Below are 15,478 nucleotides of genomic sequence, written 5' to 3'. Positions count from 1 at the left end.
CCCCGTAAGGGCAAAACCAATATATTTGCGATCGAATTAATTCCTGTAACCTGTGAGGTAACAATAATGACAATCAGAACTCCGATTAAAATGCTTGTGGCCGCCGCGCTGACCGTCAGCGCTACTCTGACCATGGCCTACGAACCTAAAGGCAAAGTTGAATGTATCGCTCCTGCAGATCCTGGCGGCGGCTGGGACTTCACCTGTCGTAGCGTCGGCAACGTGATGGAGGAACTGAAGTTAGTTCCCGGCAGCGTACAGACCATTAACATGGCGGGCGCAGGCGGCGGCGTCGCATTCGCGCATACCGTCAGCAAGCGCAAGAATGACCAGAATCTGGTGGTCGCCGCGTCCACCGCCACCACAACCCGTCTGGCCCAGGGTCAGTATCCCGGCATGAACGCGGAAATGGTTAACTGGATTGGCGCAATCGGCGCGGATTATGGCGTTATCGCGGTATCCAAAAACTCTCCTTATAAAAGTCTGAGCGATCTGATGGCGGCGCTGAAACAAGATCCGCGCTCCGTTAAATTCGCAGGCGGCAGCGCCAACGGCGGCTGGGATCACCTGAAAGTGCTGATCAGCGCGAAGGCTGCTGGCGTCACCAATCTGCCGAAAATCTCTTACCTGTCCTACAACAACGGCGGCGAAGCCATGACTCAGGTCGTAGGCGGTCACGTTGACGCGTTCACCGGCGACATCACTGAGGTGCAGGGCTTCTTCGAATCCGGTGACCTGCGCGTATTGGCGGTGCTGTCTGAAGATCGCCTGCCAGGTAAATTCGCGACTATTCCTACCGCTCGCGAGCAGGGCATCGAGTCCGTCGCTCCTAACTGGCGCGGTTTCTACATCCCTGGCGGCGCGCCGGCTGATGTAAAAGAGTACTGGACCGCCGCCATCGACAAGATCTACGCCAGCGAGCAGTGGAAATCCTTGATGGAGAAAAATGGACTGATGCCGTTCCACAAAAGCGGCGCTGAATTCAACAATTTCGTGAAAGCGCAAATCTCGGACATCCAAGCGCTTTCTAAAGAAATTGGCTTGATCCGTTAATCGCCATGAATGACCGTATTTTCGGTTTAGTGATGCTCGTCCTGGCCATAGCCTATGGCTGGGGCGCGTATCAACTGCCCGAGCCCTTCGGCGGCAATGAATCGGTCGGACCCGAGACCTTCCCGATTCTCCTGTCGGTAGTGCTTGGTCTAAGCAGTCTTTATCTGATGCTGCGTCCCGACCCGGACAATCACTGGCCCTGGAACCGCACCGGCGCTGAAATGGTGGTGGCGGTGGTAGTGCTGACGCTGTATGGCGTGTTGCTGGAGCCGCTGGGCTTCATCATTACCACGACGCTGGCGGTCGGCACCCTGAGCTGGCGCATGGGCGCCCGCAAGTTCCCGGCCTATATGTCCGGCCTGATTGGCGGCGTAGTGGTGTTCGTGTTGTTCAACTACGTGCTTGAATTGCCGTTGCCGCTGGGCGTACTGGAGGTAAGCTGATGGAAACCTTGAACTTTCTGATGCAGGGCTTTGCTGTCGCCCTGACGCCGGAAAACTTGATGTTCGCGCTCCTCGGCTGCTTCCTGGGCACCCTGATTGGCGCGCTGCCGGGATTGGGCCCCGCCAATGGCGTGGCGATCCTGATCCCGTTGGCGTTCACCCTCGGGCTGAAACCGGAAACGGCCTTGATCATGCTGACCTCGGTGTACGCCGGGGCCATGTATGGCGGACGCATTTCGTCGATTCTGCTGAATATTCCCGGCGACGAGCCGGCGATGATGACCTGTCTGGACGGCTATCCCATGGCGCAAGGCGGCAGAGCCGCGGAAGCGCTGGCGATTTCCGCAGTAGCCTCCTTTATCGGCAGCGTGATCGCGACGATCGGCTTGATTCTGCTGGCGCCCTGGCTGGCGAAATTCGCCCTGACCTTTGGGCCGGCTGAATACTTCGCGCTCTTTGTGCTGGCGTTCGCCACCCTGGGCGGCATCACCGGCAAGAACCCGGTGAAGACGATTCTGGCGGCGGCCATAGGCTTGATGATGGCGACGGTGGGCATCGACATGAACACCGGCGTGCAGCGCTTCACCTTCAACACACTGGAGCTGTATGAAGGCGTTGACTTCATCATTCTGATCGTCGGTCTGTTCGCTATCTCTGAACTGCTGTTTTTCATCGAAGCGCATGCTGGCGAAGGCCGCAAGATGATTGCGATGAACAAGCTGAAAATGAAGTGGAAAGACTTCACCGCTGTCTTCCCGACATCGCTGCGCGGCAGCGTTATCGGCTTCCTGGCTGGGGTTCTGCCCGGCGCGGGCGCCTCATTGGGCAGCTTCGTCAGCTATACCCTGGAAAAACGCATTCTGGGCAAGAAGGCCAAATTCGGTGAAGGCGACCCTCGCGGCGTGGCTGCGCCGGAAGCGGGCAATAACGCCGCCGCCAATGGCGCGCTGGTGCCCATGCTGACCCTGGGCGTGCCTGGCAGCGGCACCACTGCTGTTCTGCTGGCGATGTTGATTTCCATGAACATCACACCAGGCCCGCTGATGTTCCAGCAGCATGGCGACATTGTCTGGGGCGTTATCGCCGCACTGCTAATCGGCAACCTGATGCTGCTGTTGCTCAACATTCCGCTGGTCGGCGTGTTCGTGAAACTGCTGTCGGTGCCGCCCAAATACCTGTTGCCGATTGTCACCATGGTCGCTTTTGTTGGCGTCTATTCAATCAGCCACAGTGTGTTTGATCTGTACTTTATGATTTTCTTCGGCGTGCTCGGCTATGTTCTGCGCAAAGTCGAAATCCCACTGGTCCCGGTTATTCTGGGAACCTTGCTGGGGCCGGAGATGGAGAAAAACCTGCGTCACGCCATGACGTTGTCGGACGGCGACTGGAGCATCCTTTGGAGCAGCGGTCTGTCCATCACGCTTTGGATTGTCGCTGGAGTGGGTCTTATCGCTCCCTACGTTATCGGTCCTATTTTGCGCAAGCGCATGAAAGGCGTCGATCACGAAGTGGACGAGGCGGTCACCGCCGATTGACCCTTGCGTCCAGGGATGGGCGCGCAACTGAGATTTGATTGTAAGTCTTGGTCCCATTTTCGGGTCGAAAGACCCTTTTTCCTCGGTGTGGAAACTATGCCCGCTCTCCTCCTGTTAAAGTCATAGTTTCCATTGCCTTGGCTGCGCGGCCCCCAATTTTGCCGTCGCAGCCTTTCTTTTCACTCTTCTTTATCTTTATCTTTTCCTATTTCCCTTTGCCCTTATTTTTTCACCTCTCTATCCCTTCAAATCTGCATTTATTCACACTTTTTGTTCCAGATTGACTGTCCTGATTACGCGGGTTCTGGACGCACAGGTTTGCCCGGCTCCGCTTCGACATTGGCGGTCAGCCGGATGCGCCAGGTTTTGTCGTCGTCCGCCAGCTCGCCATCTTTCAGCGCGGTTGGCTGCGCCACTGGAGCCACGAAACCCTCCGGGTCGCATACGCGGACTTCCAGCGTCCAGCAGTCTCCCGTGGGGACGGCGTCCACGCGCACGAACTGGGATTTATCCGCCCGCAACAAGCGCGCTTCCGCCTGCAGTTGTAACTGCGAGCCGTGCATGGGCACGACGCTGGGTTTTTCCCACTCGAAATCCCGGGGATTAGCGTTGGCGAAGGGCAGTGGCGCGTACAGGCCGGACGACACGATCTGCCATACTGTCACGGCCTTGCGGTGCGATACCGCCTGATCCGCAGGGTTGGCCAGCGTCATGCGCGCCAGAGCGCATAAATGCTGGTCGCCGCCGACGAAAATGACGTTAGCGATCTGCCGCTCGTAGATCAGCCCCATTACCGCCGCCAGGGTATGAGGATAGCCGCACCAGCTGTCGTGATTGCGCCACAGGTCAGGGTACTGTGTGAGGCGTATTTCCACTGGCGCAATCACGCTGCCGGAGAAGATAAATTTAGGCCGCTCCGGCGTTAGCCGTTGCGCTTCCGATAGCCAATTGGACAGGGCGGCGAATTGCGTCGCGTCGATCATTTCCGCTTGCGCGCCAGCGGCGCCAGCGCTGCGTAGTCGCCGTTCGGTGCGGGTGTCCATGACGAAGACCGGACAGTCGAACTCCCGGGTTGCGCTAACGCCCTGGGGATACCAGAGTGCGGCGTCCGGCTGGCGTCCGCTGCATTGAAAGCTGCGGGCGGCGCGCAGGGCGAAGTCAAAGCGTTCGCGCTCCTGCAGGTGAGCGTCCAATTGTGGCGGACGTCCGGAGCAATCGTCGCTGAACTCATGGTCATCCACCGTGAAGTGAACGGGAGCCAGTTGCAGCAGTTTTCGCATATTGGGCGAGTTGAACGCCTCTCGGTAGCGTGTGATGTAGCGCTCTTTCAGGGCGGTGTTGTCAAACGCCTCGGCGGTGGCGTCTGCGTATATCTGATCCCCAATAAAAAAGACGGAATCCGCACCGGGCAGTTGGGCGTCGCCTCTGACCTGACGTCCCATGCCGACGAACGCCTGATCGGCGAGATCCCGTTCCAGCACTGCGCCCGGATAGCGGCAGGAGCCAACCAGAAAGCGCATGGCGGGGCTGACGCCGCGATGCAGGCAAAGCTCGCGCAGACGGCGCAGCCAGCCAGCGGAGGCGGGGATATGTAAGGTCTGCGACATGGCCTGCTGGGTTGCTGGATCAAACTGACGCTGGGTCAGGCTGAAGCGGATGCGCACCTCCCGTTCCTGTCCCGGATCGACCCTCACCGCCACATCCAGCAATAAATGATGTGGATCATTGGCGGAGCAGAACTGACATTGAATCAATTCAGCGCCTTCCAGCGCCAGACGTCGGGTCGGCGTCGCCTGGGCGTCGGCCAGATCCGCCAGATCGGAAAGCTCCGCCCACAACCGCAGCACAATACGCGGGCGGCCAATACCGGCGCTATCCAGCCAGGCGCCGCGGATGATTGGTCCGGCGCTGAACAGGTTGGCGTTTACCGCATGCAGGTCATCCGCAGCGCGATAGCTGTCGAACAGTTGATGATGAAATTCGACGCGGTCCCCGGCGGAGTGGCGCAGACATTCCTCATCTTCGCTAAAAAACGCGCGCAGACTGGGAAAGGTGTCCTTGTAAGCGTTTTGCGCCAGGATGACATCCATGTGGCCGTAATGCGGCGCCCGCTTCAACAGCACCGGCGGCGCGGATGGACCGCCCTTCAGCATTTCACTGAGCCGGATGGCGGAGCGGGTGGCGGATTGGGGATTGAACACTTTGCTTTGCTCGCCATGAATGAACAGGGTGGGATAACTCCAGTGTTTGCGCACCGCAGAGGGGGTAAGAAAGGTGTTTTCGCCGTCCCGGGAAGTGACCCGTTGTTGCTGGGCGAAGTAATACAGGTGCCGATAGACTGCGCCAGGAGCTTGCCCCAACATATCCTGAAAGGCTTTGTGAGTGGCGGGAGAAATCTGATCGTGTCGCCACATGCGGCCGTACAGGAAACTCATTTTGTCGCAGATGCCCTGGGAGATTTCCACGCCGCCATCGGGCGCATGGTCGCTGTGCGTATGCCGCTCGCCGCCGTTGCGCGCTCTACCTTCTTCCGCCTCTTGCAGCTCGCCCAGGCGCGCGAAAGAGAAAGCCAGACGATCGAACATGGAATCGAAGGCGCCGGGGTTAGGCTGAGGTATAGGGTTGAGTTGAGCGTCATTGACCGAGTCGCGCAGGAAACTGCCCAGCTTGGCGCGGCTGCGGTTGACCGGCGAAGGGATGATCCAGGGATGGATCGCATTGAAGGCCACCCGTCCGATAAAGGGATCGGCGGGATCGTCCAACCAGCCTTTGAGAATGGCCATGGTCGTGGCGGTAGCGCCGACGCAATGGGCGAACAGGTTGATCTTACCCGGGTTGACCCGGTGAATATGGCGCACCGCGGCGGGGATATCGTAGCGGGCGATTTCTTCAATACTCCAGCCCTGCAGGGGCGCCGGTGTGGGAAGGGCGTTGCTGAGTCGATAATCCAGCATCCACACATCAAAGCCGGCGCGCCACAGATAAACCGCCATGTTCCCGGGGATGGCTTCGGAACAATAAATAAGACTGCCCTGGGCGAGCCCATGAATGAGCAGCACAGGCTGTCCCGGCCGCTGCGCGTTAGTTTGCGGATAGCGGGTCAGCACAATACCGATCTGCTCCGACGAGGCGTCATTCAAAGGGACGCTGAGTTCAGCGCGCTGCGGGCTGATCACCCGGTTATCCGATACGCGTAACGCCCGGGGATGCGGATTGGAGGCGATGGGCTTGTCAGGGTAATGAGGCGAGCCGAAATCCCAGAACTGGGTTTGCAGCAAGCAGCGCAGAAACAGCATGCCCAGGCCCGCGGCCGCCATGGCGGACTCCGGCAGATTAGGCGATTTGACCACCTGGGCCAGGCCCCTTTCCGACATGTATTCCATGTCCACGTACAGCGAACCTGACACGGCGTCGCCATGGCGATCGTGGGACAACTCAATGGGAAGATTGGTCAGGGCGCGCCAGAGTCTGGGAACCCCGTTCTTCCAGGCCAGCAGCTTTTCTCCACGCAGGTGAATGATCTCCCCAGGCATGTTTTTGAAACGAGGCGCGCGCGAGCCGTTGGTATTGGGGGTGAACTGGAAGCTGTAACTCATGCGACGGTATTGCGCATGATGCTTGGCGACGGTCCAGAAACCTTTGATTTGTTTGAACAACCCTGGCGCCGGCTCCTTCAGCGAGGCGTCAGAATCCCAGCGACTCAGGCGCTGCTTGAGCTGACGCAAGGCGAAGCCAGACAGAGATTGGCGGCGCGTACGATAAGCGTTGAGGGCCTGTGCGCCGCGCCAGGCGGTGGCCAGCGGACCGGGCTCATCGCAGTGCAGCAGGCGCACCACGCCTTCGCCCACGGCGATGGGAATTGCGCCTTGCAACAGTTCTGGAGGCAGTCCGTAGGTGTGCATTTTGGCGGTTTGCTCCGCGCTGAGCGGATTTAGATACAGCTTTGCCGTCGCCTTCAGCTCCTCTCCTGGTTTCTGCAGCCAGTCATGCAGATCATCTATTTGCGTTTCCACCTTGAAAATCAGCCCCTGATCGCCGGTGAGGCGCGTAGCGACGCCACTGGCGGGTCGAGATTCAGTGGGAAGCGCCTCGGCCCACTGTCTGATCCAGCTTTCTATCCAGTCGGGCAGATGAGCGCTGGCTTCCTCAGCCTGCAAACGGCCGAACATCTGCTCGCTGATACTCAGCGTCACCGTGGGGTTGGGCTTGGCCGCTGTGGTCGGCGGCGTCTGTTTTACTGGCGAGATGGCTTGCGCCAACTCGGGACTGACGCGTTCCTGCGTTGCTGCAAGCCAGTCATGTTGTTCCTGAATCGACTCTGCGGCCCGAAGAGACAACGCGGATATGGTCAGGAACGGATTGACGCCCAGGGCGGTTGGCAGGATAGAGCCATCCAGCACATATAGCCCATCATGCAAAGCGGGGGCGCTGATGTTTCGGGCGCCAGGGTCGGCCTTGAATACCTGGCCGTAATGGTTGACGACGCCAGTGTCGGGACCGTCGCCCATGGCGCAGCCGCCCAGTGGGTGCACCGTGATGACGCGACCGCCGGGAAGCTTGCCGCTCATGACGGTAGAGGCGTCATCCGGCAGGGTTTTCCAGAGAGGATTAGGGACATATTGGCCGCCGTCGAATCCGGCTTTTCTGTCCTGGCTGCGCAACAGGGCGTCAGCCGCGGTCAGGCAGGCGTCCTCCGCCGCCTTGGGCCATTCGACGCGAATGCGGGAGTAGTCTGTGTCAGCCTGTTGCGCGGGATTATCGCTGGCGCGCAGGGAAAGGCCGCCGGCGGCGCCGTCATCCCCCATGATCAAGAGGATTTGCGAGCGCTCCATGGCGCCGTTGTGGTGCGCCAGAGGATCTTTGAACACGCCGTTTTTACTCGCGTTTACAAACCAGGCGGGCAAGGTCATGTCGGTGAGACGGTTCAGTTGCGCGCCGGTCGTGGCGATTTCGCCGAAAAGGCGCGCCACGCCGTAGGGCGCAGAGCCGTCCTCCAAGGTCAAACGTACTTCGGCGCCGGTTTCGGGATGGCGAGCCAGCGGGCGGGATACGCCGGTAATGGTGGGGCCGACGCATGACTCCTCGCCGGTTTGCAGAGATTCGTCAGACTTGCCGATCGCCATGACTGGGTTCGCCTGCCCATAGCTCATGGCGAAACCGTCGCCGTTGGTGGAAAAGCGCTTGCCCAGTCTGTCGGAAAGCTGCAAACGGCCGGAATTCTGAGACCGTAACAGAATTTCCGTGCTGCCTAGCGCTCCCGCCGCCAGGATGACGGTGGCGGCTTCAATCCAGAATACCTCGTCAGCCAGATTGTTCTTTTCTGTGGCGGTGCGCCGTACCCGCACCCGCCAACGTCGCCTGTTCGCCCCTGTCGTGTTATCGGCTGCTGAGAGGGCGATGGGCTCCAGAGTGAGAACCGTGGCGCCGGTGTAAAACCTGGCCCCGCGGGACTTCGCCAGCGGAATGACGTTCATGGCCAGGGTATTCTTCGCGCCCTGATTGCATCCAGACACACAGTTGCCGCAGAGATTACAGCCCGGCTGCTCAATGCCGACGGCGTTGGCGCCAGGACGCAGGCTGACGGTCAATGGCGCTGTTTCCACTGACGCGTCAATTGAGTTGGCGAGTCTGGTCAGCGCCTGAAACTTGGGGAGACGGCATAGTCTGTCGCGGGCGGTCTGATCCTGATTGCGGACTCCCAGCAAGCGACGCACTTTCTGAAAGTGCGGCTCCAGCAGTCCCGGATGTTCCCGAAACTCACGCGGCCAGGCGGCTTGCGCCAATGTATCCGCCTCTGGCTCCAGGGCCACGTTGGCGTTAATCAGCGACCCGCCTCCCAGCCCGCAGCCCACCAACACATCCACTTCTTTACCAATGCGAAAATCATAGAGCGCGTCAGCGTAGCCAATAGGGCGGTTGGAGCCGGATTTCAATAATTGCATGTGGCCGGGGATGTCCCCCAGGGCTTCCGGGAAATCGCCAGGACGGTACTCTTTGCCCCGTTCCAACACCGTCACTGTCGCGTCACCGGTATTGTCTTTGGAAGACTTGCCCCCGGCCAGTTGCATGGCGGCGATGGAGCCGCCATAGCCGGAGCCGACAATCAATACATCGGTGTCGTGGACCCGCGTTTCTGGGAGCGCATCTTTTATCAGGCTTTCGAACGGTTCGGAAAGATGAAAGTGCATGGCCGGAACTCCTTCCCTAGCAAAGGACTTGTTATGAGGTTGATGTCCGTTCGGCGACGTTTTGACTGCGATGTCCGGGCGCAAGGGAGCGTCGGACTGCGCCGCTCTGGTTCCAGGGTGATGGGCTACGCCAATGCGTTGGACGCATTGTATTAATCGACAAGAGGATGGCGTTCGGCTTATCTGTCGATCAGGTCATTATTGTTAGAGGACTGCTTGAATCAGAATAGCAATGAAAATTTGATTTGGTTAATTTTTAAACAAAATACAGGTTGAATACACAGAAAGGAATAAACGAGGGGCCTAAACCTAGGTTTACTTGCAATCGACGAAAATTCTGCTGTTAAACTGAAACTGAATCGCCGCGCGGTAATCAAACTCATCTAAGATTAAGAGAGACCGTGGCGTGACGCTCATCCACCGATGAGATGCGTTCTCAGCCCAGCCTGGAGAGCAAGGTGAGACAAGAGCATAAAGCTAAGGATTCCAGTCGCTTAGGGACGGCGCCGGAGGAGTTTGAGCGCGCCCACCTGATCGAGTCCGTCAAAATCCGCTGCCAACAGACGCTGCCTGCAGTGCAGGGCGTGTTTCTCATCATGGCGATCTTTCTATTCATGTTATGGGACCAGGCGCCTCTGTCGCGCATTTTGTTGTGGGTAGGGCCCGTGGCGGCGGCGCAAGTTCTGCGCCTGCAGATCAGTCGTCAGATTATGCGCCAGTTGGACAGCATGACCTTCCAGGAAATTGCGCACAGCGACAAGCGATTGCTGCGCAGCAGTCTTATCAATCAAGCGCTGGTCGGTACGGGAATTTGGACCGTGGGCGCGGTGGAGACGGACAATGTCGCCTTTTTCATGACCCTGGCCATCAGCCTGTACGGGGTGGGGGCCATGGTGAATCTGGCGTCCGATTACCGCTCCTTTTTGTTATCCATTCCCCTGTTGATGGGACAGCCAATTCTGTACTGGTCACTGCAAGGGGTGGACGAACTGCGCATCGCCGCGCCCTTGGCGACCCTGACGTTATTGATGATCAGCTCAGTGCGTCGCAGCAGTCGCACTTTTGCGGAGAGCGTCGCCATGCGTTTTGAAAAGAGCGCGTTGCTGAACAAAGTCGAGGCGGAGCGCAAAAAAGCCGAAGAGGCGCTGGCGGCGGCGCAGGAAGCGAATAAAGCCAAAACCTATTTCATGGCCGCGGCCAGTCACGATCTGCGCCAGCCCTTGTACGCAGTGTCCCTGTTGACGGACACGCTGTCGTATCAGCCTTTGGGGGAGACGGCGCAGGAGATCGTCAGTAAACAGCGGCAGGCGATTGAAGTGTTGCGCACGCTGTTCAATAACCTGCTGGACCTGTCGCGCTTCGAAGCAGGCAAGTTTCAACCCAGTATGAAGGCGCTGTCGCTGGATGAAGTCATGCGGCCTTTGGAGGCGGAGTTCCAATTGCTGTGTCAGGCCAAAGGTTTGGCTTGGCGTTGCAACTACTCGCGAGTCTGCCTCTATTCCGACCTGGAACTGCTGAGCCGTTTGCTTAACAATCTGATTTCCAATGCCATCCGGTACACACACAAAGGCGAAGTCAGCGTGGAGGCAGCGGTGGAGGGACGTCGCGTGGCTTTCACTATCAGCGATACGGGGCCGGGCATTGAGCGTGACGATCAGGTGCGTATCTTTGAAGATTTTGTGCAACTCAATAATCCCAGCCGTAACAGGGAGAAGGGCATCGGCATGGGATTGGCCATCGTACGCCGCATCAACGAAATTCTCGATGCGGGGCTGACCGTGCAGTCCTCGCCAGGCAAGGGCTCGCGCTTTTCTTTCTACGCGCCTCTGGCGGAATACGCCTGTATCGCGCCCAGTCTTCGCGATCTGGAAGCCCCGGACAATGCCTTCATTGACCTCAATGTCTGGCTGGTGGAGGACGATCCGTTAGTGAGGTCCGCGCTTTCCTTTCAGTTCGACGCCTGGGGATGCCGCTACGAAATCGTCGCCAACAAGGATGAATTGCTGGCGCTGCGCCATCGCAGCCAGGGCTGGCCGGACGCGCTGATACTCGACGACATGCTGGACAAAGGCGAGGATGGGCTGGATATCGCCGACAGCCTGTCCCAGCAGATGCCAAAGGAAAAGATGCTGCTGGTGTCCGGCAATGTACAGCCTGAACGGGTAAGAGAACTACAGGAAAGCGGGTTCAGCTTTCTCACCAAACCCATCTCTTCGCGCCAGCTGCAGACCTGGATAGAGTCCGTCTCGTCCCATTAGCGACGACCGAGCGCTTCAGATGACGCCCAGCTGTCGCGCCTTCAGAATCGCCTGCGCGCGATTACGCACTCCCAAGGCTCTGAAGATCGTGTTCATATGGGTTTTCACCGTGCCTTCCGCCATATCCAGGCGCGCGGCGATTACCTTGTTGGGCATGCCTTCCAGCAAATAGTGAAACACCTGTTCCTGGCGGGGTGAAAAATAGGGGCGGGTTTCGACGGCGGTATTGCCTATGGCCACAGTTCCCGCCGCAGGTTCAAAACCCAGCATGCGGATGGCGTGGGGTGGGATGTAGCAACTGCCGGCGAGCACCACTTTGACTGCGCTCACTACGACTTCCACTGGCGAGTTCTTCGGCACGTAGCCGCGTACGCCGTACTCAAACGCTTTGGCGATGGTGTCGGTGGAGTCGTCGCCGGAAAAAATGATGATGGGAACGTCGGGATAAGTTTCCCGCAAGGTCATCATGGCGTGTATGCCCTCGGCGTCGGACAGGTGCAGATCAAGTAACACCAGGCTGATTTCCGTATTGTTAGCCAGTTTCTCCTTAGCTTCCGCCAGCGTGTTGGCCTTGTCGATCCAGTTGCACAGCTTCAACGCGAGCAACGAAGTGGACAGGGCGTCGATCACTATTGGATGGTCATCGACCAGAAGGGCGCGAACGTCAGCGCAATGAGTGCTTTCCATGTTTTTCCCCTTAGCGAAATCGCGTATACGCCTTGATTTCCAGTGTAGTAATGCTGGCGCAGCGCCACAATAAAATCGATATTTCTTTGGCCCTAAACTTTGGTTTAGGCGGGACTGTGGATAGGCGCAGGAGAGTGGGAGGCGTATAACTGAAGCTGAGACAGGAGATACGACGGGTGGGGACTGACAGTCATCTCTCTGAGAAGAAGCTCGGGCGCGATGGTTATCCACCGCGCCCGTTTTTTTGACGCCCCCGTTTCGATCACATGATCAGTGCGAGCGGCGTCGAGTTTCGCTGTAAGGGATGCTTAGAACAGCACGCGGCAGCGAATGGTGCCTTTGACGGACTTGAGTTTTTGCAGCGCCAGATCGCTGTAATCCTTGTTCACGTCCACAACCACATAACCGACCTTATCGTTGGTCTGCAGGTACTGACCGCAGATGTTGATGCCGTTGTCGGAGAACACGCTGTTGATCTCGGACAGCACGCCCGGGACGTTTTCGTGGATGTGCAGCAAGCGATGGTTCTGCGGATGCGAAGGCAGAGACACTTCCGGGAAGTTAACGGATGTCACGGTGGCGCCGGTGTCGCTGTACTTGGCCAGCTTCTCGCCGACTTCGCGCCCGATGTTTTCCTGAGCTTCCATGGTGCTGCCGCCGACATGAGGCGTCAGAATGACGTTGTCGAATTCACGCAGGGGAGAAACGAACTCCTCGTCATTGGAGCGAGGCTCCACCGGGAATACGTCGATGGCGGCGCCGAGCAGTTTCTTGGCGCGCAACGCGTCCGCCAGGGCGTCGATATCCACGACAGTGCCGCGGGAAGCGTTGATGAAGATGCTCTTGTCCTTCATCGCTTCGAATTCCGCAGCGCCCATCATGTCTTTGGTGCTGTGAGTTTCCGGCACGTGCAGAGTGACGATGTCGCTGATGGCCAGCAGTTCTTTCAGGCTGTCCACCTGTGTGGCGTTACCCAGGGGCAGTTTGGTTGAAACGTCGTAGAAGTAGACTTTCATCCCCATGGCTTCCGCCATGATGCTCAACTGCGCGCCGATGCTGCCGTAACCGACAATGCCCAGGTTTTTGCCGCGAATTTCATAGCTGTCCTTCGCGTGTTTCAACCAGCCGCCGCGATGCGCAGACGCGTTTTTCTCAGGAATGCCGCGCAGCAGCAGAATAGCTTCCGCCAGCACCAGTTCGGCGACAGAGCGGGTATTGGAGTAGGGGGCGTTGAAGACGGCGACGCCTTTCGCCAGCGCTGCGTCAAGGTCGACCTGATTGGTTCCGATACAGAAACAGCCGATCGCAATCAGCTTTTTCGCTTCTTCCAGCACGCTTTCAGTGAGCTGGGTGCGGGAGCGTATTCCGATGAAGTGAGCGTCAGCGATGCGTTCTTTCAGTTCCTGTTCGGGCAGGGAGCCCTTGTGATACTCGATATTGGTGTAGCCAGCCGCTTGCAGGGTGTCTATCGCAGACTGGTGCACACCTTCGAGAAGAAGGAACTTGATCTTGCTCTTGTCTAAGGACGTCTGTGTCATATCGGTTCGGACCTTTTGTGTAATCGCACTTATTTCCGCCGCTAAGTTCTTAAACAGAAAGGCTTCCCGGGCCGCCTCCATCGTTATTCTATTTTTCAGGCTGGGAACGGCGCCGACAAACTCCGCCACTGGCGCTTAGCATTTTGGGCTCTGCTGTTGGTGACCAAACCCCGGATTCAGACATAAATCGCATCAGGGATCTACAGCGCAGGGCGCGTATGATACCATAATCGCCGCTTTTTGAACTCGCATATTCATATAAATCGCCGGTTGACCGATGTCTCTCCACGTCATGTGGCAAAAGGCTGCGCGCGCAGTGGCGACGCGGTTTTCCGGACGCTGATTACAAGGTGTTGTTGAGAAATCCTATGAGTAAGGTTGCGGCGGAACAGATCGTTGAGAGGCTTAAGGCCATAGTCGTCTCCGGCAAAGTGTTGACGGATGCGGATTCCTTGCAGGCGTACGGCAAGGACTGGACCAAGAAATACGAGCCCGATCCCGTGGCTGTCGTGTTGCCCAAAACCACGGAAGAAGTGCAGGCGATTGTGCTGGCGGCCAATGAAATGGGCTTCGCCCTGGTGCCGTCAGGCGGCCGGACGGGCCTGAGCGCAGGCGCGATGGCGGCCTCCGGCGAGGTTGTGGTGGCGTTCGACGCCATGAATAAAATCAGCGACTTCAATCCCGCTGACCGCACCCTTGTATGTCAGGCCGGAGTCATTACCGAGCAACTGCAGAACTTCGCTGAGGAGCAGGGACTGTTTTACCCGGTGGATTTCGCCTCCGCCGGCTCCAGCCAGATCGGCGGCAACCTGTCCACCAACGCCGGCGGCATCAAGGTGATCCGCTGGGGCATGAGCCGCGATTGGGTGGCCGGCCTGAAAGTGGTCACCGGTAAAGGCGATATTCTCGAACTCAACAAAGGTCTGGCCAAGAACAACACCGGTTATGATCTGCGCCACCTGTTTATTGGCGCCGAAGGCACTTTGGGCTTTATCACCGAAGCCACCATGAAGCTGACCCGTCAGCCTAAAAACCTCACGGTGCTAGTGCTCGGCCTGAGCCACTTCAATCATGTGATGGATGTACTGCAGGCGTTTTCCCGCCGCATCGACCTGACCGCATTCGAATTTTTCTCCGACAAAGCGCTGCGTCATGTGCTGGCTAACGGCGATGTGACGGCGCCTTTCGAAGGCGAAGCGCCGTTTTACGCGTTGCTGGAGTTTGAATCGCTGACGGAAGAAACTCTGGAAGAAGCCATGGGCGTTTTCGAGGAATGCATGGAAAACGGCTGGGTGGTGGATGGCGTCATCAGCCAGAGCGAAACCCAGGCTAAAAACCTGTGGCGTCTGCGTGAAGATATTTCCGAAACCATTTCCAAGTTCACGCCTTACAAGAACGATATTTCGGTCGTTCCCAGCAAAGTGCCCGAATTCCTGACGGAAATCGACGAAATTGTCGCCAGTCGTTATCCAGATTTCGAGATCATCTGGTTCGGCCACATCGGCGACGGCAACCTGCACTTGAATATTCTGAAGCCGGAAGGTCTGGCTAAAGAAGAGTTCTTCGCCAAGTGTGAAGAAGTGAACACTCAGGTGTTTGAAACCGTGCAGCGTCATCAAGGCAGCGTTTCCGCCGAGCATGGCGTGGGCTTGCTGAAAAAGGACTATCTGCAATACACCCGCGCTCCAGAAGAAATCGCTTACCTGAAGGCGATCAAGGTGGCGTTTGATCCCAACAATGTGATGAACCCCGGCAAAGTGCTGGATATCTAAACGG

General features: G+C 58.0%; 8 protein-coding genes. 5 read left to right on the top strand and 3 right to left on the bottom strand.

What is annotated here, in order from left to right:
• Positions 1-66: 66 nt before the first annotated feature.
• Genes EUZ85_RS24990 through EUZ85_RS24980 form a run of 3 tightly spaced genes read left to right on the top strand, consistent with a single transcriptional unit; the run spans position 67 to position 3,031 of the window.
• Positions 67-1,053, top strand: a complete 987-nt coding sequence (locus EUZ85_RS24990; RefSeq protein ID WP_127972864.1) for a tripartite tricarboxylate transporter substrate binding protein — start codon at positions 67-69, stop codon at positions 1,051-1,053.
• Positions 1,054-1,058: 5 nt separating this feature from the next.
• Complete coding sequence (locus EUZ85_RS24985; RefSeq protein WP_127972863.1) at positions 1,059-1,496, top strand: tripartite tricarboxylate transporter TctB family protein; 438 nt, start codon at positions 1,059-1,061, stop codon at positions 1,494-1,496.
• Positions 1,496-3,031 (top strand): tripartite tricarboxylate transporter permease, encoded by a 1,536-nt coding sequence (locus EUZ85_RS24980; RefSeq protein WP_127972862.1) that lies wholly within the window; start codon positions 1,496-1,498, stop codon positions 3,029-3,031. Before EUZ85_RS24985 ends, EUZ85_RS24980 begins: the two co-directional genes overlap by 1 nt.
• Before the next feature lie 293 nt (positions 3,032-3,324).
• On the opposite strand, the gene EUZ85_RS24975 is transcribed toward EUZ85_RS24980, so the two are convergent.
• Entirely contained in the window at positions 3,325-9,219 is a 5,895-nt protein-coding gene (locus EUZ85_RS24975) for an alpha/beta fold hydrolase (RefSeq protein WP_127972861.1), read from the bottom strand.
• 458 nt (positions 9,220-9,677) lie between these two features.
• Here EUZ85_RS24975 and EUZ85_RS24970 point away from each other — a divergent pair, with 458 nt between their 5' ends.
• Positions 9,678-11,477 (top strand): hybrid sensor histidine kinase/response regulator, encoded by a 1,800-nt coding sequence (locus EUZ85_RS24970; protein WP_164887348.1) that lies wholly within the window; start codon positions 9,678-9,680, stop codon positions 11,475-11,477.
• Between the two features lie 15 nt (positions 11,478-11,492).
• Here EUZ85_RS24970 and EUZ85_RS24965 read toward each other — a convergent pair whose 3' ends face one another.
• Both EUZ85_RS24965 and serA read right to left on the bottom strand, forming a co-directional pair.
• Positions 11,493-12,164, bottom strand: a complete 672-nt coding sequence (locus EUZ85_RS24965; protein WP_127972859.1) for a response regulator transcription factor — start codon at positions 12,162-12,164, stop codon at positions 11,493-11,495.
• A gap of 308 nt (positions 12,165-12,472) precedes the next feature.
• On the bottom strand, positions 12,473-13,702 hold the full coding sequence (gene serA / locus EUZ85_RS24960; protein WP_127972858.1) for a phosphoglycerate dehydrogenase: 1,230 nt from the start codon (positions 13,700-13,702) through the stop codon (positions 12,473-12,475).
• 368 nt (positions 13,703-14,070) lie between these two features.
• On the opposite strand from serA, the gene EUZ85_RS24955 reads away from it, so the two are divergent.
• Complete coding sequence (locus tag EUZ85_RS24955) at positions 14,071-15,474, top strand: FAD-binding oxidoreductase (RefSeq protein ID WP_127972857.1); 1,404 nt, start codon at positions 14,071-14,073, stop codon at positions 15,472-15,474.
• Positions 15,475-15,478 lie beyond the last annotated feature (4 nt).

This window comes from Hahella sp. KA22 (assembly GCF_004135205.1).
GTDB lineage: Bacteria > Pseudomonadota > Gammaproteobacteria > Pseudomonadales > Oleiphilaceae > Hahella.
Note: the sequence above shows the minus strand (reverse complement) of the source record. Positions and strands in the feature narration are given on the sequence as shown.

Coding starts and splice junctions, on each gene's coding strand:
- EUZ85_RS24990 (WP_127972864.1), top strand. CDS start 67: ATGACAATCAGAACTCCGATTAAAATGCTTGTGGCCGCCGCGCTGACC.
- EUZ85_RS24985 (WP_127972863.1), top strand. CDS start 1,059: ATGAATGACCGTATTTTCGGTTTAGTGATGCTCGTCCTGGCCATAGCC.
- EUZ85_RS24980 (WP_127972862.1), top strand. CDS start 1,496: ATGGAAACCTTGAACTTTCTGATGCAGGGCTTTGCTGTCGCCCTGACG.
- EUZ85_RS24975 (WP_127972861.1), bottom strand. CDS start 9,219: ATGCACTTTCATCTTTCCGAACCGTTCGAAAGCCTGATAAAAGATGCG.
- EUZ85_RS24965 (WP_127972859.1), bottom strand. CDS start 12,164: ATGGAAAGCACTCATTGCGCTGACGTTCGCGCCCTTCTGGTCGATGAC.
- serA (WP_127972858.1), bottom strand. CDS start 13,702: ATGACACAGACGTCCTTAGACAAGAGCAAGATCAAGTTCCTTCTTCTC.
- EUZ85_RS24955 (WP_127972857.1), top strand. CDS start 14,071: ATGAGTAAGGTTGCGGCGGAACAGATCGTTGAGAGGCTTAAGGCCATA.